This is a genomic window from Nocardioides soli (assembly GCF_014191495.1).
In the GTDB taxonomy this organism is placed as follows: domain Bacteria; phylum Actinomycetota; class Actinomycetes; order Propionibacteriales; family Nocardioidaceae; genus Nocardioides; species Nocardioides soli.
Genome location: NZ_JACHWR010000002.1, coordinates 866,740 through 887,978 on the forward strand (window position 1 = coordinate 866,740; position 21,239 = coordinate 887,978).

The 21,239-nt window shown below is 71.9% G+C and carries 16 protein-coding genes; 15 read left to right on the plus strand and 1 reads right to left on the minus strand.

Annotated features, from left to right (window positions below):
• Positions 1–3 precede the first annotated feature (3 nt).
• The 11 genes from FHU40_RS14620 (at position 4) to pruA (ending at position 14,369) form a co-directional block, all read left to right on the plus strand.
• Positions 4–1,161: an acyl-CoA dehydrogenase family protein gene (locus FHU40_RS14620; RefSeq protein ID WP_183593025.1), complete on the plus strand. Its 1,158-nt coding sequence runs from the start codon at positions 4–6 to the stop codon at positions 1,159–1,161.
• A 29-nt stretch (positions 1,162–1,190) separates the two neighbouring features.
• On the plus strand, positions 1,191–2,168 hold the full coding sequence (locus FHU40_RS14625; protein WP_183593026.1) for an NAD(P)H-dependent flavin oxidoreductase: 978 nt from the start codon (positions 1,191–1,193) through the stop codon (positions 2,166–2,168).
• Positions 2,165–3,286, plus strand: a complete 1,122-nt coding sequence (locus tag FHU40_RS14630) for a class II histone deacetylase (RefSeq protein WP_183593027.1) — start codon at positions 2,165–2,167, stop codon at positions 3,284–3,286. Before FHU40_RS14625 ends, FHU40_RS14630 begins: the two co-directional genes overlap by 4 nt.
• Positions 3,283–4,680, plus strand: a complete 1,398-nt coding sequence (locus FHU40_RS14635; RefSeq protein ID WP_183593028.1) for a flavin monoamine oxidase family protein — start codon at positions 3,283–3,285, stop codon at positions 4,678–4,680. Before FHU40_RS14630 ends, FHU40_RS14635 begins: the two co-directional genes overlap by 4 nt.
• Positions 4,680–5,654, plus strand: coding sequence for a carbon-nitrogen hydrolase family protein (locus FHU40_RS14640; protein WP_183593029.1), 975 nt, complete (start codon positions 4,680–4,682; stop codon positions 5,652–5,654). The genes FHU40_RS14635 and FHU40_RS14640 overlap by 1 nt, the downstream gene beginning before the upstream one ends.
• Before the next feature lie 374 nt (positions 5,655–6,028).
• The gene (locus tag FHU40_RS14645) at positions 6,029–7,390 is read left to right on the plus strand and encodes an MFS transporter (RefSeq protein ID WP_183593030.1); all 1,362 of its coding nucleotides are present in this window, start codon (positions 6,029–6,031) and stop codon (positions 7,388–7,390) included.
• 304 nt (positions 7,391–7,694) lie between these two features.
• Positions 7,695–8,828: an amidohydrolase family protein gene (locus FHU40_RS14650; RefSeq protein WP_183593031.1), complete on the plus strand. Its 1,134-nt coding sequence runs from the start codon at positions 7,695–7,697 to the stop codon at positions 8,826–8,828.
• A complete protein-coding gene (locus FHU40_RS14655) occupies positions 8,821–10,032 on the plus strand; it encodes a M20 metallopeptidase family protein (protein WP_183593032.1) in 1,212 nt (403 codons plus the stop codon). The genes FHU40_RS14650 and FHU40_RS14655 overlap by 8 nt, the downstream gene beginning before the upstream one ends.
• Positions 10,029–11,339 (plus strand): type I glutamate--ammonia ligase, encoded by a 1,311-nt coding sequence (locus FHU40_RS14660; protein WP_183593033.1) that lies wholly within the window; start codon positions 10,029–10,031, stop codon positions 11,337–11,339. The genes FHU40_RS14655 and FHU40_RS14660 overlap by 4 nt, the downstream gene beginning before the upstream one ends.
• 4 nt (positions 11,340–11,343) lie before the next feature.
• Complete coding sequence (locus tag FHU40_RS14665; protein WP_183593034.1) at positions 11,344–12,735, plus strand: NAD(P)/FAD-dependent oxidoreductase; 1,392 nt, start codon at positions 11,344–11,346, stop codon at positions 12,733–12,735.
• A 2-nt stretch (positions 12,736–12,737) separates the two neighbouring features.
• Positions 12,738–14,369 (plus strand): L-glutamate gamma-semialdehyde dehydrogenase, encoded by a 1,632-nt coding sequence (gene pruA, locus FHU40_RS14670; protein WP_183593035.1) that lies wholly within the window; start codon positions 12,738–12,740, stop codon positions 14,367–14,369.
• A gap of 460 nt (positions 14,370–14,829) precedes the next feature.
• On the opposite strand, the gene FHU40_RS14675 is transcribed toward pruA, so the two are convergent.
• Positions 14,830–15,735 (minus strand): MurR/RpiR family transcriptional regulator, encoded by a 906-nt coding sequence (locus FHU40_RS14675; RefSeq protein ID WP_246390902.1) that lies wholly within the window; start codon positions 15,733–15,735, stop codon positions 14,830–14,832.
• Positions 15,736–16,036: 301 nt separating this feature from the next.
• Between FHU40_RS14675 and FHU40_RS14680 the strand changes: the two genes are divergently transcribed.
• The 4 genes from FHU40_RS14680 (at position 16,037) to FHU40_RS14695 (ending at position 21,211) form a co-directional block, all read left to right on the plus strand.
• Positions 16,037–17,464 (plus strand): GMC family oxidoreductase, encoded by a 1,428-nt coding sequence (locus tag FHU40_RS14680; RefSeq protein WP_183593037.1) that lies wholly within the window; start codon positions 16,037–16,039, stop codon positions 17,462–17,464.
• Positions 17,465–17,602: 138 nt separating this feature from the next.
• Positions 17,603–18,667 carry a sugar ABC transporter substrate-binding protein gene (locus FHU40_RS14685; RefSeq protein WP_183593038.1) on the plus strand — a complete coding sequence of 355 codons (1,065 nt, stop codon included), beginning with the start codon at positions 17,603–17,605 and terminating at the stop codon, positions 18,665–18,667.
• Between the two features lie 37 nt (positions 18,668–18,704).
• A complete protein-coding gene (locus FHU40_RS14690; RefSeq protein ID WP_183593039.1) occupies positions 18,705–20,210 on the plus strand; it encodes an ATP-binding cassette domain-containing protein in 1,506 nt (501 codons plus the stop codon).
• Positions 20,210–21,211, plus strand: a complete 1,002-nt coding sequence (locus FHU40_RS14695) for an ABC transporter permease (protein WP_183593040.1) — start codon at positions 20,210–20,212, stop codon at positions 21,209–21,211. The genes FHU40_RS14690 and FHU40_RS14695 overlap by 1 nt, the downstream gene beginning before the upstream one ends.
• The last annotated feature ends 28 nt before the right edge of the window (positions 21,212–21,239 follow it).

The following is a 21,239-nucleotide window of genomic DNA, read 5'->3' on the forward strand; positions in this document are numbered from 1 at the left end:
GCAATGCCCCAGCCCAACGTCGAGTACTGGCCGCTGACCCAGGAGCAGCGCGACATCGTCGAGCTCTGCACGAAGTTCGCCGCCGAGGAGATCCGGCCCCGCGGTCGCGAGGTGGACGAGGCCGACGTCGTGTCGCCGGTCGACATCTTCCAGAAGGCGGCCAAGGTCGGGATCACCGACTTCATGCTGCCCGAGGAGTACGGCGGGGGCGGGTTCACCGACGTGTTCACCCAGTGCCTCGTGCAGGAGGTGCTGTGCTGGGGCGACCCGGGCATCGGCAACTTCGTCTGCTCCAACGGCTTCTTCGCCGACCCGCTGCTGGCGCTCGGCAGCGAGGAGCAGAAGGAGCGGTGGCTGCGCCCGCTCACCGGCGACAGCCCGCTCTACACCGCGCTCGCGACGACCGAGCCCGGCTCGGGCTCCGACGCGGCCTCGATCGTCACCCGCGCCGACAAGGTGCCGGGCGGCTACGAGATCAGCGGCCAGAAGGCGTGGATCTCCAACGCCGGACTGGCCGACCAGTACGTCGTGTTCGCCAAGACCGACCTCACCCAGCGCTCCCGCGGTGTCAGCGCCTTCCTGCTGCCCAAGGACACGCCGGGCATGACCTTCGGCGAGCCGATGAAGAAGATGGGCCAGCGCGCGATCGTGTGCCGCGAGATCTTCTTCGACAAGGCGTTCGTGCCGGAGGAGAACCGGCTCGGCGACGAGGGCCAGGGCTTCACCGGCCTGATGAAGACCTTCGACGTCTCCCGGGTGGTGCTGGCCGCCGCCGCGACCGGCTCCGCGCGCGCGGCGTACGAGTTCGCCCTCGACTACGCGCGCAGCCGGACCCAGTTCGGCAAGCCGATCATCGAGCACCAGGCCGTCGCCTTCCGGCTCGCCGACATGGCGACCCGGATCGAGTCGGCGTGGCTGATGACCCTGCACGCGGCCCGGCAGCTCGACGCCGGTGCCAACGTCAACGGCCTCGCCGCGATGGCCAAGCTCCAGGCGTCGGAGACCGCCATGTTCGTGACCCACGCGGCCGTGCAGACCCTCGGCGGCTGGGGCTACTCCCGCGAGTACCCGGTCGAGCAGTGGATGCGCGACGTCAAGCTCGAGGAGATCGAGGAGGGGACCTCGGACATCATGCGGCTGGTCATCTCCCGCAACCTCTGACGACCCCGACGACCCGGAGGAGAAGCCCGATGATCCGAACCACCTTCACCGAGATGTTCGGTGTCGACCACCCGCTCGTGTGCGGAGGCATGACCGGCCTCGGCACCGCCGAGCTCATCGCGCCGGTCGCCGAGGCGGGCGCCCTGGGCTTCCTGACGGCGCTGACCCAGCCGACGCCCGAGGCGCTCGCGGCGGAGATCGCCCGCACCCGCGAGCTGACCGACCGGCCGTTCGGGGTGAACCTGACGATCCTCCCGACCCGCGACCCGGTGCCGTACGACGAGTACCGCGCGGCGATCGTGGAGTCCGGCGTGCGCGTCGTGGAGACCGCCGGATCCAGCCCCGAGCCCCACCTGCCGGACTTCAAGGCCGCCGACATCCGGGTGATCCACAAGGCGACCAGTGTCCGGCACGCGCTCTCCGCCCAGCGCAAGGGCGTCGACGCGATCAGCATCGACGGCTTCGAGTGCGCCGGTCATCCCGGCGAGGACGACGTACCCGGACTGGTGCTGATCCCGGCGGCGACGCGGGCGCTCGACATCCCGGTCATCGCCTCCGGGGGGCTCGCCACCGGAGCCGGCCTGGTCGCGGCGCTCGCGCTGGGCGCCTGTGCGGCGAACATGGGCACCCGGTTCATGGCGACCGACGAGGCGCCGATCCACGACAACGTCAAGCGGCAGCTGGTCGCCAACGACGAGCGCGACACCGTGCTGGTGTTCCGCGAGTTCCGCAACACCGCGCGCGTGGCGCGCAACGAGGTCTCCGAGAGCATCCGCGAGATCGGGTCGCGGCCGGGCGCCACCTTCGCGGACGTCGCCGACCTGGCCTCGGGGGCCCGTGGCCGGCAGCGGGTCCTCGCCGACGGCGAGCTCGACGGCGGCATGTGGTGGGCGGGCCAGTCGCAGGGCCTGATCCACGAGGTCGCACCCGTCGCCGAGGTGGTCGCCACGATCATGGCCGAGGCGGAGCGGCTGCTCGGCAGCACGCTGCCGGAGCTCGTCCGGTGAGCGCGCGGCGTACCGGCTGGGTCTGGCACGAGCTCTACGGCTGGCACGACACGGGCCGCGCGGCGGGCTACGTGCTCGGCGCGCCGGGGGTGCAGCCCTTCGGGCACTTCGAGTCGGCGGAGTCCAAGACCCGGTTCGCCTCGCTCGTGGAGGTCAGCGGCCTGCGCGAGGAGCTGACCGAGCTGCGCCCGAGGGCGGCCGCCGAGGAGGACCTCCTCCGGGTGCACACCGAGGAGCACCTGCGCTCGATGCAGGAGCAGAGCCGGCGCCGCGAGGGCGGCGACATGGGCGACGGCACCTCGCCGTTCGGCTGGAACGGGTACGAGGTCGCGGCCCTCGCCGCCGGCGGCACGATCCGCGCCGTCCGCGCGGTGCTCGACGGCACCGTCGACAACGCCTACGCGCTGGTGCGCCCGCCGGGTCACCACGCCGTCGCCGAGCGCGGGATGGGCTTCTGCATGTTCGCCAACGTCGCCGTCGCGATCGAGCATGCCCGCGCACACTACGGTCTGCGCCGCTTCGCGGTCGTCGACTGGGACGTCCACCACGGCAACGGGACCGAGTCGATCTTCCTCGACGACCCGGACGTGCTGACGATCTCGCTGCACCAGGACGGCAACTTCCCGGCCGACACGGGCGCGATCGATGAGCGGGGCCGCGGCGACGCGCTCGGCACCGTCGTCAACGTGCCGCTGCCGCCCGGATCGGGCAACGGTGCCTACCTGGCCGCCTTCGAGCAGGTCGTCGTGCCGGCGATCTCGGCGTTCGAGCCGGAGCTGATCCTGGTCGCCTGCGGCTTCGACGCCTGCAACGCCGACCCGCTGGCGACCATGATGGTCACGTCGTCGACCTACCGGACCATGACCGAGGGACTGGTGGCGCTGGCGGAGCGACTCTGCGAGGGACGGCTGGTGATGAGCCACGAGGGCGGCTACTCCCCGATCTACGTGCCCTTCTGCGGGCTGGCGGTCGTCGAGGCGCTGAGCGGCCACGACACCGGGATCGACGACCCGTTCGAGCCCGACTGGATCGGCTGGCCGGGACAGGACGTGCAGCCCCACCAGCAGGCGGTGATCGACAGCGCCCGCGCCCTCCTCGACCCGAGCCGGGCGCGATGAGCGGCGGGCTGCCCGACCGGGCGTCGGTGGTCGTCGTCGGGGCCGGGTACGCCGGACTCACGACGGCGCTGACCCTCGCCGACGCGGGAGTCGACGTGGTCGTGCTCGAGGCCGCCGACCGGCCCGGCGGGCGGGTCTGGTCGGCACCGCACCCCCGCGCGCACGCGATCGACCACGGTGGCCAGTGGGTGGGTCCCACGCAGACCCGGCTGCTGGCGCTCGCCGATCGCTTCGGCTGCCCCCGCTTCCCGACCCACGACGAGGGCGTGCACCTGGAGCTCTGGTCCGACGGCTCGATCCACGAGGGCACCTCCGCGCAGGACTCCACCGCCCCGGGGCACGCGGAGTACCGACAGGCCGTTGCGGAGCTGGAGGCCCTCGCCGCCCGGGTCGACCTCGACGACCCCGCGGCCACCCCGGACGCCGAGCGGCTGGACTCGACCACCGTCGCGTCCTGGTTGGCGACCGTGCCGGAGGCCGCCCGGCCGCGCCTCGCGCTGGCCGTCCAGGGCGTGTGGGCCGTCGAGCCGCGGGACCTCTCGCTGCTCCACCTGGCCTTCTACGTCGCCTCCGCGGGCGGCTGGGACCAGCTGATGCTCACCCGCGGCCACGCCCAGGACCAGCGGTTCGTCGACGGCGCCCAGGCGCCCGCGCTCGCCGTCGCCGCGCACCTCGGCCCGCGGGTGCACCTGGGCACGCCGGTGCGCGCCGTCCGCGGCGGCGGGCCCGCCGGCTACACGGTCGAGACCGACCGCGGGGCCGTGCGCGCCGACCGGGTCGTCGTCACCACGACGCCGCCGGCCGCTCGCGCCATCGCCTTCGACCCGCCGCTCCCGGCGGCCCGGCGGCGCTGGCTGGAGCGCAGCGTGATGGGCGACGTCGCCAAGATCCACCTCGTCTACGAGCGCCCGTTCTGGAGCGACGAGGGCCGCTCCGGCCAGGCGTCGCTGTTCACCGCCGACGACCTGCCGGGCGTGGTCTTCGACAACTCCCCGGCCGACGGCGCCTGCGGCGTACTCGTCGCCTTCGTGTACGGCGACCGGCTGCGCACCTGGGCGGCCCTCGACGACGAGCGGCGGCGCGCGTCGCTGCTCGGCACGCTCGGCCGGCTCTTCGGCGCCGAGGCCACTCGGCCGGTGGACCTGCTCGTCCAGGACTGGGTCGAGGACCCCTGGGCCGGGGGCGCGTACGCCGCCGTGCCGGCCCCGGGGGCGTGGGTCGAGTACGGCCACCGCGGGTGGCGCACTCCGCGGGCGGGCATCCACTGGGCCGGCAGCGAGACCTCCGGCGTGTGGCACGGCTACATCGACGGCGCGATCCGCTCCGGCGACCGCGCCGCCGCCGAGGTGCTCGACGCGCTCGGCGTACCGAACCGAGGACAGGAGGACCGCTGATGCGCGTCGCCGCCGTGCAGTACCCCTCCGTGTTCGGCGACCGCGAGGCCGGCGTCGAGCGCTGCGCCGAGCTGGTCGCCGAGGCGGCCGCCGCGGGGGCCGACCTGGTCGCGTTCCCCGAGACGTGGCTGGGCGGCTACCCCGCCTGGTGCTTCGGCGCGGCCACGTGGGACGACCCGCTGGGCCGCCGCCTGTACCGCCGGCTCCTCGAATCGAGCGTCCTCGTCGGCGGCGCCGACGACCAGCTAGGGCCGGTCCGGGAGGCGGCGCGCGAGGGATCCGTGGTGGTCGTGCTCGGGCTCAACGAGCTCGCCGGACCCGGCTCCGGGACGGTCTACAACAGCCAGGTCGTCATCGACTCCGACGGCACGATGGTCAACCACCACCGCAAGCTGGTGCCGACGTCCACGGAGAAGAACGTGTGGGCCTTCGGCGACGCCGCCGGCCTGCGGGTCGTCGAGACCGCGGCCGGCCGGGTCGGCGGCCTGATCTGCTGGGAGCACTGGAACCCGCTGGCGCGCCAGGTCCTGCACGCCGGGCACGAGGACGTCCACGTCGCGTCGTGGCCGGACCTCGCCGAGGCGCACGAGCTCGCGAGCCGCACGTACGCGATCGAGGGTCGCTGCTATGTGGTGGTCGCTGCGAACATCGCGCGGACCGAGGACGTTCCCGAGGAGATGCGGGCCGCCTTCCGCCAGGGCCTCGCGCTCGGCGACGGCGCGCGCGAGGACGCCGCCGCCGACGTCCTCTTCGACGGCGGCTCGGGCGTCATCGGCCCCGACGGCGCCTGGCTCGTCGGCCCGGTCCGCGAGCGTGCGGGCCTCGTCATCGCGGACATCGACCCCGCGACCCTGGGGGAGTGGCGCTTCGCCGCCGATGTCGCCGGGCACTACCAGCGCCCCGACCTTTTCCACCTCGCCGTCGACGCCACCCGGCGCCCCACCAGCGCGGTGTCCCGCAGCGAGCCCGGCTGAGCCACCCGGCCGATCGGGTCCTGGGTGGTTCGAGGCTCAGGCGCCAGGGCGCCTTCGCACCTCAACCACCGTCGTGGGGGCGTCGGTCCCCGGTGGTTGAGGTACGAGGGCGAGCCGGTCACGGTGGTTGAGGAAGGCGCGCTGGCGCCTGTCTCGAAACCACCGCGGTGGCGGCGCCTGTGGTGGCGGCTGCGGGTCGGCTTGCGGGGTTTCGAGACGGTTGCTAGCGCAACCTCCTCAACCACCGTCGTCGGGGGGCACGGTGGTTGAGGAAGGCGCGCTGGCGCCTGTCTCGAAACCACCATCCCCACACTGGGCTGGCCCGGGACAAAATCGCACGACATCGGTCGGGTGGCGGGGCAGAGTCTTCGGTGATGTCCGTTGCGATCCTGCGCCACGCACGCCCACCGTCTCCGCTGGCGGGCCGGCTCGCCGTCCAGTCGCTCCTCTTCGCGCTCGGCGAGGGCACCTTCATGACCGGGTCGGCGGTGTTCTTCACCCAGATCGTGGGCCTCTCGGCGGCGCAGGTGGGCCTCGGCCTGACCCTCGCAGGCATCGCCGCCTTCCTGGCCGCGCTGCCGATGGGCAAGCTGGTCGACCGCTTCGGGCCGAAGAAGATGTGGGCGGTCAGCGCGACCGGGCAGGCCGCGATGTTCGCTGTGTGGCCGTTCATCACCGACTTCCAGGGGTACCTCCTGATGGCCGTCGGCATGGAGGTCATCGGTGCCCTCGGCGGCGCCGCGCACGGCGCGTACACCATCGACGTGCTGCCGGCTGACGAGCGGGTGAGGTCGCGCGCCTATATGTACTCCGCGCTCAACGTGGGGTTCACCCTCGGCTCGCTGGTGGGCGGCATCGCGCTGGCCTTCCACTCCGACGACCTGCTCAGGGCGGTGCCGTGGTTCACCGCGGCGGTCTTCCTGGTCAACGCGACCGCGATCAGCAGGCTGCCGAAGGCGTCGCACGACGAGCGCACGCCCGAGGAGCGGAAGGTCAAGATCCCCGGGCCGGGGCCGCTGCGCAACCCGGGGTGGCTGCTCACGACCTTCTTCACCGGCGTGTTCTGGACCAACCAGGTGCTGCTCAACATCGTGATCCCGCTGTGGCTGGTGGAGGAGACCGACGCCCCGCACGTGCTGCTGGCGTTCCTGTTCGGCACCAACACGGTGATGTGCATCTTCCTGCCGATGGCGGCGGCGCGTGGCGTCGAGGACGTGCCGACCGCACTGAAGGCGGTCCGGATCTCGTCCACGTTCTTCGTGGTCTCGTGCCTGATCACGCTGGCCACCCACGACACCGTCGGCTGGACGACGATCGCACTGGTGTGGCTGGGACACGTCACGGTCACCGGCGCCGAGCTCTACCTCTCGGCCGCGAGCTGGGCGTTCGAGGCCGAGCTGATGGACCCGCGCCAACGCGGGGCCTACCAGGGGGCCTCCGAGCTGAGCGGCACCCTCGGCCGGGTGTGGGCCCCGGCGCTCTACACCTTCCTCGCGATGAGCTGGGGAGCAGCGGGCTGGCTGGTGATCGCCGGCATCATCGTGGTGGCCACGATCGCCATCCATCCCTCCACCCAGCTGGCGCGGCGCTTCCTCGAGCAGCACGTCCCCGCCGACGTGCTGGCCGACGCCCGGGCCTCGGCCCCGGACGCCGAGGAGGGGATCGCGATGGGGCCGCCCTCCCTCATCGACACCGACGAGCCGGTGGCCGGCCCGCCGACCGGCCCCGCTCACTGATCGGTCAAGGACGAGCCACCGGCCGGCTGCGGACGGATCCCGTCCGCAGACCGTGGCGTCATGTGCTAACCGTTACAGCCATATGAGTCAATCTCAAACTGGAATACGTGTTACGGCGAGTGGCGACTCTCGGCACCGGCGGTACGTGGCGCTGTCGCAGGAGTGATGGCGAAGCTCGGAGGACCCATCCGGCGCGGCCCCTTGCGAATCACTCGTTACGCCACTACTTTTGTCCAGCCATCCTGTAACAAAAAGTACAAGACGGCGTGAGACCCCTGAAGTCGGCAGAGTGAGGATTCAGTTCATGAGCGACATCGCCGCGTACGTCGACGGCCTCGGTCTCGTCGACCATCACTGCCACGGCGTGGTGTCGGCCGACCTGGACCTGGCCGGGTTCGAGGGCCTCGCCACCGAGTCCTCCTGGCCGTCGCCGTTCGGCGGGTCGAACTTCGACACGCCGTTCGGGGTGGCCGTGCGCGCCCTGTGCGCACCCCTCCTCGACCTGCCCAAGCACAGCTCCGGTGCGGCGTACGTCGCCCGTCGGTCGGAGCTCGGTCCCGAGGAGGTCAACCGGCGGCTGCTCGGGGCGACCGGCATCGACACCTACATCATCGAGACCGGCGTCGGCGGCTCCGAGCTGCTCGGCGCCGCGGAGATCGGAGCGGCGACGGGCGCCGCCCACCGCGAGGTGCACCGGCTCGAGGTGATCGCCGAGCGCCTGCTCGAGCAGGTCGGCGGCGGGGACGAGTTCGTCACCCGGCTCACCGACCGCCTCGACGAGTCCGCCGCGGTCGCCGTCGGCTTCAAGTCGGTCGTCGCCTACCGGCACGGCCTCGACTTCGACCCGGCCCGGCCCGGCCTCGCCGACGTCCGCCGCGCGGCGGACGCCGTAGTCGCTCGCCGTACGGACGGCGCGCGGGTCCGCCTCACCGACGAGACGATCATCCGGCACCTGCTGTGGGAGGCCGTCGATCGCCGGCGGCCGCTCCAGTTCCACGTCGGCTACGGCGACTCCGACATCGACCTGTACCGCTGCGACCCCTCGCGGATGACGGAGTTCATCCGGCGCACCGTCGGCACCGGAACGGCGATCACACTGCTGCACTGCTACCCGTTCCAGCGGGAGGCGGCCTTCCTCGCCCAGGTCTATCCGCACGTCTACCTCGACACGGGGGCGGCGGTGAACTACACCGGCTTCGGCTCGGCGCAGGTGGTCCGCGAGTCCCTCGAGCTCGCGCCGTTCAACAAGGTCCTCTTCTCGACCGATGCCTACGGACTCCCCGAGCTCTACCTGTGCGGCTCGCTGCTCTGGCGCCGCGCCGTGACCCGGATCTTCTCCGCGTGGGTCGACGCCGACGAGATGGGCGCCGGCGACGCCGTCCGCTACCTCGACCTGATCGCCTCCGGCAACGCCCAGAACGTCTACGCCGATGTCTGACATCCGCTCCCGCCACCACCTGTTCGACGCGGCCCTGGAGACCATCCTCCCGAGCGCCGTCGAGCTGCGGCACGTGATCCATCGGGACCCGCGCGTCGGCGGCAAGGAGGACGAGATCGCCGAGCTGTTGGCCCAGCGCCTCGGCATGCCGCAGCAGCCGTCGATCGCCGACGGCCGCATCCTCCGGTTCGGCCCGCGCGGCGGCCAGGCGGTGGCGCTGCGCGCCGAGCTCGACGCGCTCCCGATCACCGAGGCCACCGGGGTGCCGTGGGCGTCCACGAACGGCGCGATGCATGCGTGCGGTCACGACGTCCACATGGCCGCGCTGTACGCCGCGGTCTGGTCGATCCGCACCACCATGCCCGACGTACCGGTCGTCGCCCTGCTCCAACCGCGCGAGGAGACCTACCCCTGCGGCGCGGTCGACATGCTGGCCGCCGAGGAGTGGCGGACCGCGGAGATCGGCGCCGTGATCGGCGCGCACCTGCAGCCCCGCATCGCGCACGGGACCACCTCGGCGGCATCGGGCCCGGTCAACGCGGCGTCCGACGAGTTCGAGATCGTCATCTCCGGCGTGGGCGGCCACGCGGCCTACCCCCACACGGTCGAGGACTCGGTGCTCGCCGCGGCCGCGGTGATCACCGCACTGCAGCAGATCGTCTCCCGGCGTACCGACCCGATGCAGCCCGCCGTCGTCTCCATCGGCCTGATCCAGGGCGGACAGTCGGCGAACGTCATCCCGAACGATGTGCGCATCCTCGGCACCATCCGGACCTTCGACTCCGGCCATCGGGTGCAGGTCGAGCGCGACGTCGAGTCGATCTCGCAGAACGTCGCCGCCGGCTACGGCTGTACGGCGAGCTTCACCATCACCCGCGGGGAGCCGGTGCTGACCAACGATCCCGCGATCGTCGAGGTCATGCGGCCGCTGCTCGAGGGCCACCGGCTCACCGTCGGCCAGGACCTCCGCTCGTGCGGCGCCGACGACTTCGCCTACTACAGCGACGTCCTGCCCTCGGTCATGGCCTTCGTCGGCACCGGCGACGGCTCCCCGACCTCCCCGGGGCTCCACAGCCCCAAGTTCCTCCCACCCGACGAGGCCATCGAGGACGTCGCGCGGGTCCTGCTCGCCGGTTTCGTCGCCGCCGAGCACGTGTTGAGCCAGCGTTCATCGGGGTCTCTCGCCGAATGGAGCATGTCGTGAACCCACCGTCCAGCAACCTCCTCGTCACCATCGTCGACAACGCCGGCGTGACCCGGGCCAAGATGGTGCCCCCCGCGCGGGTCGACAGCATCGCGCGCAAGGGCATGGGGCTCTCGCCCGCCTTCGCCGGCATGTGCGTCGACGACCACGTGATCCCGCTCCGGCCGGACATGGCCGTCGGTGACATGCGGCTGGTCCCCGACCTGGCCGCGCGCCGGCGGATCTCCCCGACGCTCGACTGGGCGCCCGTGAACCAGCTCGACCAGAGCCTCGAGCCGATGGCGACCTGTCCGCGTTCGGCGGCGCAGCGACTCCAGGACGACGCGGCCGCTCGTGGCTACGAGTACAAGATGGCCTTCGAGTTCGAGTTCACCCTCTTCGAGGGAGACGGGGGAGACGAGGCGGTGCTGGCGCACCGCGGCCCCGGCTACGGGCTGACGCCGTTCCTCCAGCTCGAGCCGTTCATCCTCGAGCTCGCCGACGCCCTGGCGGACGCCGGCATCGAGGTCGAGCAGATCCATCCTGAGTACGGCCAGGGACAGGTGGAGGTCTCGATCGGGCCGACCGACCCGGTCACCGCCGCCGACAACTCGGTCGTCACCCGGATCGTGGCCTCCCGAACCGCGCTGCGACACGGCCTGCGCGCGTCGTTCGCGCCGATCACGGCGGCCAACGGCATCGGCAACGGCGCGCACCTGCACGTGTCGGCGATGCACCAGGGCAGCAACGTGTTCACCGACGGGGACCGCACCTGCGGCATGACCGAGGCGGGCCTGGCCATGGTCTCCGCGCTCGCTCGGACCCTGCCGGACACCGTTGCGCTGTTCGCGCCCAGCGTCCTGAGCACCGACCGCCTCCTGCCCGGCATGTGGAGCGGCGCCTGGGTGTGCTGGGGACCGGAGAACCGGGAGGCCGGAATCCGGTTCATCAAGGGCACCGTCGGGCACGGCCAGTCCGCCGCCAACTGCGAGGTCAAGGTCATCGAGCCGGCCGCCAACCCCTACCTCGTCGTCGCCGCCGTGATGGCGACGACGCAGGACGCGATCTCCAGCGAGGCGCCGATCCTCGACCCGATCGACACCGACCCCGCCTCCCTGACCGACGACGAGTGCACCCGGCTCGGCGTCGGCCGGCTGCCCGGCTCCCTCGCCGAGAGCCTCGACCGCCTCGAGTCCAACGCCGTGCTCCGCAAGGCGCTCGGCGACGAGCTCATCGACTCGTTCGTGGGCGTGCATCGCTACGAGGACGACACCTACGGCGCTCGTGGTCTCGAGGAGCGCATCGACCTGCTCCGTTGGAGGTACTGACGACATGCCCACTGCCAAGCACCGGTCGCTGTGGCTGCAGGAGGCCGGCACCGGCCCCGCCACCGACCGCCTCGTCGGCAACCGCACGACCGACATCGCCATCATCGGCGGCGGGTACGTCGGGCTGTGGACCGCACTGCGGATCAAGGCCGTGGACCCCGGCGTCGACGTGACCGTCCTCGAGGCCGACGTCTGCGGCGGCGGCGCCTCCGGCCGCAACGGCGGCTTCGTGCTGTCCTGGTGGCCCAAGTTCTCCTCGCTCGTCGCGCTGTTCGGCAAGGAGGAGGCGCTCCGCCTGGCCCGCGCCTCCGAGGACGCCATCGACGAGATCGGCGACTTCTGCCGCGCCCACGCACCCGAGGCCGAGTTCCGGCGCAGCGGCTGGCTCTGGACCGCCACCGCGCCGGCGCACGACGACTCCTGGCGAGACGTCGTCCGGCTGGCGGACGACGCCCAGCCCGGTGCGTTCCGGCCGCTGACACCGGCCGAGGTCGCCCGGCAGTCGGGCAGCCCGACCCACCTCTCCGGCGTACTGGAGGCCTCGGGCGCGATCGTGCACCCGGGTCACCTGGTGCGGGCGATGCGGGAGCGCGCGCTCGAGCTCGGTGTCACGATCCACGAGAACACCAAGGTCCGGAAGCTCGGCCGTCGCGGCCGGCCCGTGGTGCGCACCGACCAGGGCAGCGTCACGGCCGAGAAGGTCGTGGTGGCCACCAATGCGTGGGCCGCCGGCCTGCGCGAGCTGCACACGCGCCTGTTCGTGATCTCCAGCGACATCGTGGCGACCGCGCCGATCCCGGACGAGCTCGACGAGATCGGCTGGCGCGAGGGCCCCGCGATCACCGACTCCCAGACGCTCGTCTGCTACTACCGGACGACCGAGTCGGGCCGGGTCGTGTTCGGCAAGGGCGGCTGGGCCATCGGCATCGGCGGCTACCTGCCGCCGGCCATGGAGCGGCACTCCGGCCGCGCCGGGATGGTCACCCGCGACTTCCACCGCTACTACCCGATGCTGCGGCAGGCGCCGATCACCCACGACTGGGCCGGGCCGATCGACCGCACCTACAACAGCCTCCCGATCATCGACTGGCTCAACCGGGAGAAGACGATCGCCGTCGGCGTCGGCTGGTCGGGCAACGGCGTCGGGCCCAGCGTCGTCGGCGGCAAGATGCTCGCCTCGATGGTGCTCGGGCGCGACGACGAGTGGAGCAACGCCGGCCTGGTGTCCGCCCCGGCGAAGCACTTCCCACCCGACCCGATCCGGTACGTCGGAGCGCACCTGGTTCGCGAGGCGATCGTCCGCAAGGAGCGTGCCGAGGCCCTGGGCATCGAGCCGGGGCGGATCTCGACGGCGCTGAGCGCGCTCGCGCCGTCGGGCCTGGAGGACAAGGCCTGACCATGAACGCCATCACCAACGTGCCCACCCCGGTCAACGAGCCGGTCCACACCTACGCCGCCGGGAGCCCGGAGCTGGCGGCCGTCCTCCGCGAGGCCGATGCCCAGCGGGCCACGCCCCTCGACCTACCCGCCCTCATCGGCGCTGAGTGGGACGCCGGCACCGGCGTGCCCTTCGAGGTCCGGGAGCCACACCGCACCAGTTCGGTGCTCGGCACCTCGCGCCACGCGACCGAGGAGCAGACGGAGCGCGCCGTCGCGGCCGCGGCCGCCGCAGCAGACGGGTGGGCCGCACTGCCCTACGACGAGCGCGCCGCCGTCTTCCTGCGTGCCGCGGACCTGCTGTCCGGCCGGTGGCGCGACACCCTGAACGCCGCGACGATGCTCGGACAGTCCAAGACCGTGGCGCAGGCCGAGATCGACGCCGCCTGCGAGCTCGCCGACTTCTGGCGGTTCAACGTCGCCTTCGGCCGCGAGATCATCGCGGGCCAGCCGGCAGCCAACTCGCCGCTGACCTGGAACCGGCTCGAGTACCGGCCCCTCGAGGGCTTCGTGTACGCGATCACGCCCTTCAACTTCACCGCCATCGCCGGGAACCTCCCCACCGCGCCGGCGCTGATGGGCAACACCGTGCTGTGGAAGCCGTCGCCCACCCAGCAGCTCGCCGCACACCACACGATGCGGCTGCTCCAGGAGGCCGGGCTGCCGCCCGGCGTCATCAACATGCTCCCCGGCGACGGCCGGCTGGTCAGCGACGTCGCGCTCCGGCACCGTGCTCTCGCCGGCATCCACTTCACCGGATCGACGGCCACGTTCCGCCACCTCTGGGCGGAGGTCGCCGGCGGCCTCGGCCGCTACGCGGCCTACCCCCGCATCGTCGGCGAGACCGGGGGCAAGGGGTTCGTCCTCGCGCACCCCTCGGCGGACCTGGTGGCACTGCGCACCGCCCTGATCCGCGGGGCCTTCGAGTACCAGGGGCAGAAGTGCTCGGCCGCCTCGCGGGCCTACCTGCCCAGGTCGCTGTGGAGCGCGATCCGCGACGACCTCTGCAGCGCCGTCGAGTCCCTGACGATGGGCGACGTCACCGACCCCTCCCACTTCATGGGCGCGGTCATCGACGAGCGGGCCTACCGCAAGCACGCCGCCGCGATCGACGCCGCACACGCCGACGACGCGTGCACGGTGCTCGCCGGCGGGACGTACGACGACGCCGACGGCTGGTTCGTCCGGCCCACGATCGTCGAGATCGACACCCCGGAGCACGCGATGTTCGACACGGAGTACTTCGGCCCGATCCTGGCCGTGCACGTCTACGAGGACGACGAGTTCGAGGCGATGGCCACCCACATCGCCGACACCAGCACGTACGCCCTCACCGGCGCCGTCTTCGCGACCGACCGCGTCGCGCTGCACCGCGGCACCGTCCTGCTGCGCAACGCGGCGGGCAACTTCTACCTCAACGACAAGCCGACCGGCGCCGTCGTGGGGCAGCAGCCGTTCGGCGGTGCCCGCGCCTCCGGGACCAACGACAAGGCCGGCGCCCCCGACAACCTCCGTCGCTGGACGTCCGTGCGCGCGATCAAGGAGAACCTCGACCCGCCGCGTGAGCACCGCCACCCGCATCAGGGTCTGTGATGGGTCTGCCGGGACGCCGCTCGGGCGGCGCGGTCTGCGACGTCTGCTGGCCGCGCCTGTGCCCGGCGGCCGGTCATCGCAACGAGGTGATCGAGCGGGTCAGCCGGTGGCCTCCAGACTCACCGGGTTTCGAGGCTCAGGCGCAGAACGCCTTCGCACCTCAACCGGCGTGAGCCCGGTGGTTGAGGTGTGAGGGCCGCCAGGCCCGAACCTCGAAACCACCACACCCGAGGTACCTGACCGTGGTCCCGCTCGCCTCCAGACTCGCCGGGTTTCGAGGCTCAGGCGCTGAGCGCCTTCGCACCTCAACCAGCGCGAGCCTCCAGACTCGCCGGGTTTCGAGGCTGAGGCGCTGAGCGCCTTCGCACCTCAACCGGCGTGAGCCCGGTGGTTGAGGTGTGAGGGCCGCCAGGCCCGAACCTCGAAACCACCCCGCCGTGCGGTACCGGTGGTTCCAGGGTCAGGCCTGGTCCTCGAGGTGCCGGGCCTGGGGGTCGAAGGCCTCCAGCCGCTCGAGCCGCTCGCGGCCCCGGTCGCCGACGGCATCGGTGAGGGCCGCGATCAGCGCCTCGGTGAGGGCCATCGCGGGGACGAGTGAGTCGAAGGGGGAGGGTGCCTCGACCCGGCTGGTGAGCACGACGTCGGCGATCTTCGCGACGGGCGAGAGCCAGTTGTCGGTCAGCAGCACGACGCTCGACCCCCGCGACTTCATGTCGACGGCGAACTGCCCGACCGCCTCGTCGTAGCGGCGGTAGTCGAACACGACCAGGAGGGTGCTCGGGCCGGCGTCCGCGATCGCGGCCAGGCGCTCGAGCCCGGGCTCGCTCATCAGCTGCACCCGGCCGCGCAGGAGGTGCAGGTGGGAGGAGAGGTAGTCGGCCAGCAGGCGGCTGAAGCGGCCGCCCACGACCCGGATCTCACGGGACTCGTCGCTGAGCAGTCGGACGACGCGCTTGAAGTCCCAGCTGGACAGCTCGGAGAACGAGCGCTCGAGGCTCGACTGGATGGTCCGCACCGCGTGGTCGAGGACCTCCTCGCCCTCGGACCGGCGGGTGTCGCCGTACTGCGCCAGCGGCGAGCCCATGCCCTCGTTGACCTCGTGCACGATCGCGCGCTGCAGTTGGGGGTAGCCGTCGTACCCGAGCCGGGCGGTGAACCGGATCACCGTGGGCGGGCTGACGCCGGCCGCGGCGGCCAGGTCGGCGACCGTGGTGAGACCGGAGCCGGGGTAGCCGGCCAGCAGGGCGCGCGCCACCTTCCGCTCGCTGTTGCTGAGCCGCTCCATCGACTGTTGCACGGCCCGGCGGACCGAGGCCGGAGGGCCGTCTGCGTCGCCGCCGGCCGGGGTGGTGTCAGCGTCCGGCATCGTCACTCGCGCATCGTAACAGGAAGTGACATCGATCTTGCGGAATCCGAGATCAGGGCTGACCTGAAACAGATAGTTCAGAACGCTCGCGCGGGGCCCAAGAGCGATCTCTCGCCCGTCCGCGACCGTGATCGAGCGAGAATCGCGCGCCGCGACGGGCTGGGGGCAGGGGAGAAGCAGATTCGATCGAAATATTTCAGGCAAGCCTCTTGGCAGACGACCTGAAATGAATGTAACTTCCTCGTGATCTCCACGATAGCGAGATCGACGTCACAGGGTCGTCATGGAGCGGAGGGGTCTGATGAAGCGGGTAGTAGTCGTCGGTGCCGGGTCTGCCGGGTGCGTCGTCGCCGCCGAGCTCGGTGGTGGCTGCGAGGTGCTCCTCGTCGAGGCCGGCAGCGACCGGACGCCGGAGAGCCGTCCGGCCCGGCTCCGATCGATCGCGTACATGGACGCCCTCGACGAGCCCGCGGCGTTCTGGAGCGGAGTCGTCGCGTCGTTCCGTCGGGGCGAGGCGCCCCGTGACTACCTGCGCGGTCGTGGCATCGGCGGGTCGGGCGCGGTCAACGCGATGATCGGCCTCCCGGGCATCGCCGCGGACTACGACCGCTGGCGGGACCGGTACGGCTGCACCGGCTGGGGCTGGGACGACGTCGCCCCGACCTTCGCGGAGCTGTTCCCCACGCTGCGCCAGGTCCGCGAGGACGAGCTCACCGTGGTCGACCGCGCCCTGCGCGACGCCGCCGCCGACCTCGGCATGCCCGACGACGTCGATCTCCGCTTCGACGAGCAGGACGGCGCCGGTCGCCTCTGGCTGACCGCCGACGACGCCGGCCGCAGCTCGAGCGCGGAGCAGTTCCTCGACGGCGCCCGGGCCGACGGACGCGTCACGGTCCGCGACGACGCCACGGTGGTCGCGCTCGAGTGCCGTGGCCCGCAGGTGACCGGCGTCCGGCTCTCGGACGGCTCGCGGATCGACGCCGACCACGTGGTGCTGTGCGCGGGCGCGTTCGGGAGCCCGGAGATCCTGATGCGCTCCGGCATCTCCCGGCCCGGCCTGGGCCGCAACCTGAAGGACCACGCCGCCATCCGCGTCGACCTCGTGCTGCACGCGGACGCGCCCGCCGAGGACCGCTCGATCCCGACCATCGGCTCGGTGCTGCGCACCTCGTCCGGTCGCACGCCCAGCGACATCCACCTGCTGCCCATGCACGGCAGCCTGGCCGGGGCGCCGGAGGGCGCGGCCGGCGTCCTCGTGATGTCGCTGATGACCGCGACGTCGAGCGGCGGCCTCGGACTCGACGACGCGACCGGCCGGCTCGCGATCGACCTGGACCTGATCAGCACCGACGACGACAAGCAGGCCTTCCTCGCCGGCCTGCAGATCCTCGGAGAGGTGCTCGCCACGCCCGCCTTCGAGAAGACCGTCGAGCGCGTCGAGGCCGGGACCGGCACCACCTTCGACCGGCTGCGGTCCGAGGAGTTCGTCGACACCTGGCTCGAGGGCCGCCTCGGCAACTACCTCCACCCCGTGGGGACCTGCCGCATGGGCGACCCCGCCGACGACGGCGCCGTCGTGGACCTGCACGGCAGCGTCATCGGGTACGACGGCGTCAGCGTCATCGACGCCTCCGTGCTCCCCGACATCCCGGCCGCCAACACCCACCTGCCCACCGTGATGGTGGCGAAGCGACTCGCACGACACGTCGCAGATCAGCTGTCCGGCTGAGGAGCGGGCCCACAGGCCCGACCGGAGCCGACCGTCTCGGACGAACACACGACCGCCCTCGCCGGGCGTCCCACCGCGACGCCCCAGCGCCCGCGGCACCCCGACACATCCTTCGTACACCTCAGATGGAGACCACCCATGAACCGCAGCACCCTCGCGCGCGGCGTCAGCGCCCTGGCCCTGACCGCCGTCCTCGCGACCGCCACCGCCTGCTCCTCGACCGAGAAGAGCGGCGGCAGCGCGGCCGCGGCCGACCCCGTCAGCGGCACCGTCGACATCGCCTTCTTCGGCCTCGCCGCCAACAACACCTACACCCAGTCGATGTTCAAGCAGGCCGAGGAGACGGCCCAGGGCATGGACGCGAAGGTGCAGTTCTTCGACGGCAAGTTCGACGCCTCCGTCCAGTCCCGCCAGGTCCAGGACGCGATCACCTCGGGCAACTACGACGCCTTCATCATCATGCCGAACGACTCCGCGAGCATCCTGCCCTTCGCGCAGCAGGCGATCGACGCGGGCATCAAGGTCTCGTCCCTGGAGTACCCCATCGGCAAGGACCCCGCGAGTGTGGACCTCCAGCTCGACGGCCTCACCACCCAGGTCATCGAGGACGTCGTCTTCGGCGCCGAGTCGATCGCCGACTCCGCCAACCGGGCCTGCGAGGTCTACGAGGGCTGCCAGGTCGCCATGCTGTGGGGCTCGCGGAAGCTGCCCACCGACGCGGTCAAGGTCCCGGCGTTCAAGGACGACCTCGACCCGGCCAACAAGCTGGTCGCCGAGGGCGACGCGAACTACCTCGAGGTCGACGGGTTCAACCTCGCCACCGACATGCTCCAGGCCAACCCGGACATCAACCTGTTCGTGACCGTCGGCGACCAGATGGCCGGTGGAGCGGCGCGGGCCGTCACCGAGAGCGGGCGCACCCTCGGCAACAAGGCCGGGTCGGTCACCATCATCGGCTACGGCGCCACCACCGACGGGGTGGAGGCGATCCGCGCCGGCCGGTGGTTCGAGTCGCTCGCCCTCGTGCCGAAGGACATGGCCGCCAAGGTCACCGAGCTGACGATCGCCGCGGCCCGCGGCGAGGAGCCGTCCGACGACGAGCGCAGCATCGTGCAGAACAGCCTGAGCCCCATCGGCGTGATGGCCAGCGAGAAGTCGCTGGCCGAGAACCCCGACTTCGTCGGCCAGTACAGCACCCAGTAGTCGCCGGGCATCCACCATCGGACATCGAGGAGAAGCTGTGAGCGGCGACGTCATCGTCGAGCTGGACGGCATCGGCAAGACCTACGGGGCCAACCGGGTGCTCGACGACGTCTCGGTCGAGATCCGGCGCGGGCGCGTGCACGCCCTGGTCGGGGAGAACGGCGCGGGCAAGTCCACCCTCGGGCGGATCATCGGGGGCGAGGTGCCGCACAGCACCGGGACCCTCAAGGTCGACGGCCGGTCGGTGCACCAGGGCTCGCCCCGGGAGGCACTCGCACGCGGACTGGTCGTGATCCAGCAGGAGCCGACCCTGGTGCCCACGCTCACCGTGGAGCAGAACGTGTTCCTCGGTCAGGAGCAGCCGAGCGTCGGGGTGGTGAGCCGACGCCGGCTCCGCGAGCGCTTCGAGCGGCTCGCGGCGCGGCTGCCGTTCGCGCTCGACCCCCAGGCCCTGGTCAGCACGCTGTCGATCGCCGACCAGCAGAAGATCGAGATCATGCGGGCCGTCGCCCGGGACGCACGGGTCATCGTCATGGACGAGCCCACGTCGTCCCTCGGCGTCCGCGAGACGGAGGTCCTCCACGACGTCGTACGCGGGCTGTGTCGTGAGGGGGTGGCGGTCGTCTACGTCTCGCACTTCCTCGAGGAGGTGCTCGAGATCGCCGATGACGTCACCGTGCTGCGCAACGGCCGGCGCGTCGCCTGCCCGGACCGTGACCGGCTCACGGTGCCGGCCCTCGTCGAGGCGATGCTCGGTCGCCCGGTCGGGGCGGTGTTCCCCGACCGGAGTGCCGTCGACCGGTCGGCCGATCCGGTGCTCGTCGTCGACGGCCTCAGCACGGAGGCCGTCGACGACATCTCCTTCCGGGTCTGGCCGGGCGAGGTCGTCGGACTCGGTGGCCTGGTCGGCAGCGGCCGGTCCGAGGTGCTGCGGGCGATCTTCGGGGTCGACCGTCGCCACCAGGGCACGGTCACGGTGGGCGGGGAGCCGGTCCGGTCCGGCTCGGTCCAGGCGGCGATCGCCCGCGGGATCGGCCTGATCCCGGAGGACCGCGCCGACGAGGGGCTGCTGCTCGGTCTCTCCCAGAAGGTCAACCTGACGCTCACCCACCTCCGGCGGCTGTGCTTCGCCGGCGTCCCGCGGGCCAGCCTGGAGACCCCGATGGTCACCTCGCTGCTCACCCGGCTCGAGGTGCGCCCTCTCGACCCACGCGGCCGCGTCGGCAACCTCTCGGGCGGGAACCAGCAGAAGATCCTCTTCGGCCGCTGGATGACGGAGACGCCGCGCGTGCTGCTGCTGGACGAGCCGACCCGCGGGGTCGACATCGGCGCCAAGGTCGCCATCTACCGGCTCATCGCGGAGCTCTCCGCGAGCGGGGTCGCGTGCGTCATCGTGTCGTCCGACAGCGAGGAGCTCGTCGGGCTGGCACACCGCGTCCACGTCATGAGGCGTGGACACATCGTGGACACGGTGGAGCAGGAGCACCTCTCGGTCCACTCGATCATGAGTATCGCTCTCGGCGTAGTCGAAGGAGCCGCGTGATGTCGGTGCAAGAGCTGGACCTGAACTCCACCGAGGCCGCGGTCGCCCCGCGGCGGCAGATCGCGCTCTCCGCCGTGATCCGCGACTTCGGCCTGGTGGCGGCGGTGCTCGCGCTCGTCGTGTCGCTGTCGATCGCCAGCCCCAACTTCCTCAGCGTCGACAACTTCATGAACATCCTCAACCAGAACGCCTACGTCGCGATCACGGCGTTCGGTGCGACGCTGGTCATCATCGCGGGCGGGTTCGACCTCTCGGTCGGCGCGATCTACGCGTTCACGGGCGTGGCCAGCGCCTGGCTGGCCCTGCACGTCGGGACCCCGGCCGCCCTCGCCCTGGTCGTCCTCGCCGGCGCGGCGTTCGGCTGCGCGAACGGACTGGCCTCCCGGCTGCTCCGCGCCCACCCGTTCCTGGTCACGCTGGCCACCGGCGTCATCATCTCGGGCTTCTCGGTGGGCATCAGCGGCGGCTTCCTGATCAACGCCTCCGACGTCGCGGGCTTCACCACGATCGGCACGACCGCGGTGGCCGGCATCCCGTCGCCGGTGGTGATCATGATCGTGGTCGGTATCGCCCTGACCTTCCTGCTGCGCAGCACGGCCTACGGCCGCTACGTCTACGCCGTCGGCGCCAACCCCAGGGCCGCCCGCGTCTCGGGCGTCCGGGTCGGAGCGGTCATCGTCACGACGTTCGTCGTCAGCGGCGTGTGTGCGGCGCTGGCGGGCCTCGCCGAGGTGACCAAGTCGGGCGTCGGCCAGGCCGACGCGTCCGGTGCGAGCGGGCTCGCACTCGGCGCCATCGCGGCCGTGATCGTCGGCGGCACCAGCATCAAGGGCGGGCAGGGCGCCATCTGGCGCACCGCGGTCGGAGTGCTGCTGCTCGCCCTCGTCCAGAACGGGCTGAACCTGCTGAACGCCGCACCGCACTACCGGGACATCATCAGTGGCCTGGTGATGATCGTCGCGGTCGGCCTCAACGCCCTCGCGTCCGACGCGCGAAGTTGAGAGCGTCGAAGACCAGGCCCTGACGACC

Coding starts and splice junctions, on each gene's coding strand:
- FHU40_RS14640 (WP_183593029.1), top strand. CDS start 4,680: ATGCGCGTCGCCGCCGTGCAGTACCCCTCCGTGTTCGGCGACCGCGAG.
- FHU40_RS14665 (WP_183593034.1), top strand. CDS start 11,344: ATGCCCACTGCCAAGCACCGGTCGCTGTGGCTGCAGGAGGCCGGCACC.
- FHU40_RS14620 (WP_183593025.1), top strand. CDS start 4: ATGCCCCAGCCCAACGTCGAGTACTGGCCGCTGACCCAGGAGCAGCGC.
- FHU40_RS14650 (WP_183593031.1), top strand. CDS start 7,695: ATGAGCGACATCGCCGCGTACGTCGACGGCCTCGGTCTCGTCGACCAT.
- FHU40_RS14625 (WP_183593026.1), top strand. CDS start 1,191: ATGATCCGAACCACCTTCACCGAGATGTTCGGTGTCGACCACCCGCTC.
- pruA (WP_183593035.1), top strand. CDS start 12,738: ATGAACGCCATCACCAACGTGCCCACCCCGGTCAACGAGCCGGTCCAC.
- FHU40_RS14685 (WP_183593038.1), top strand. CDS start 17,603: ATGAACCGCAGCACCCTCGCGCGCGGCGTCAGCGCCCTGGCCCTGACC.
- FHU40_RS14680 (WP_183593037.1), top strand. CDS start 16,037: ATGAAGCGGGTAGTAGTCGTCGGTGCCGGGTCTGCCGGGTGCGTCGTC.
- FHU40_RS14645 (WP_183593030.1), top strand. CDS start 6,029: ATGTCCGTTGCGATCCTGCGCCACGCACGCCCACCGTCTCCGCTGGCG.
- FHU40_RS14635 (WP_183593028.1), top strand. CDS start 3,283: ATGAGCGGCGGGCTGCCCGACCGGGCGTCGGTGGTCGTCGTCGGGGCC.
- FHU40_RS14695 (WP_183593040.1), top strand. CDS start 20,210: ATGTCGGTGCAAGAGCTGGACCTGAACTCCACCGAGGCCGCGGTCGCC.
- FHU40_RS14655 (WP_183593032.1), top strand. CDS start 8,821: ATGTCTGACATCCGCTCCCGCCACCACCTGTTCGACGCGGCCCTGGAG.
- FHU40_RS14675 (WP_246390902.1), bottom strand. CDS start 15,735: ATGCCGGACGCTGACACCACCCCGGCCGGCGGCGACGCAGACGGCCCT.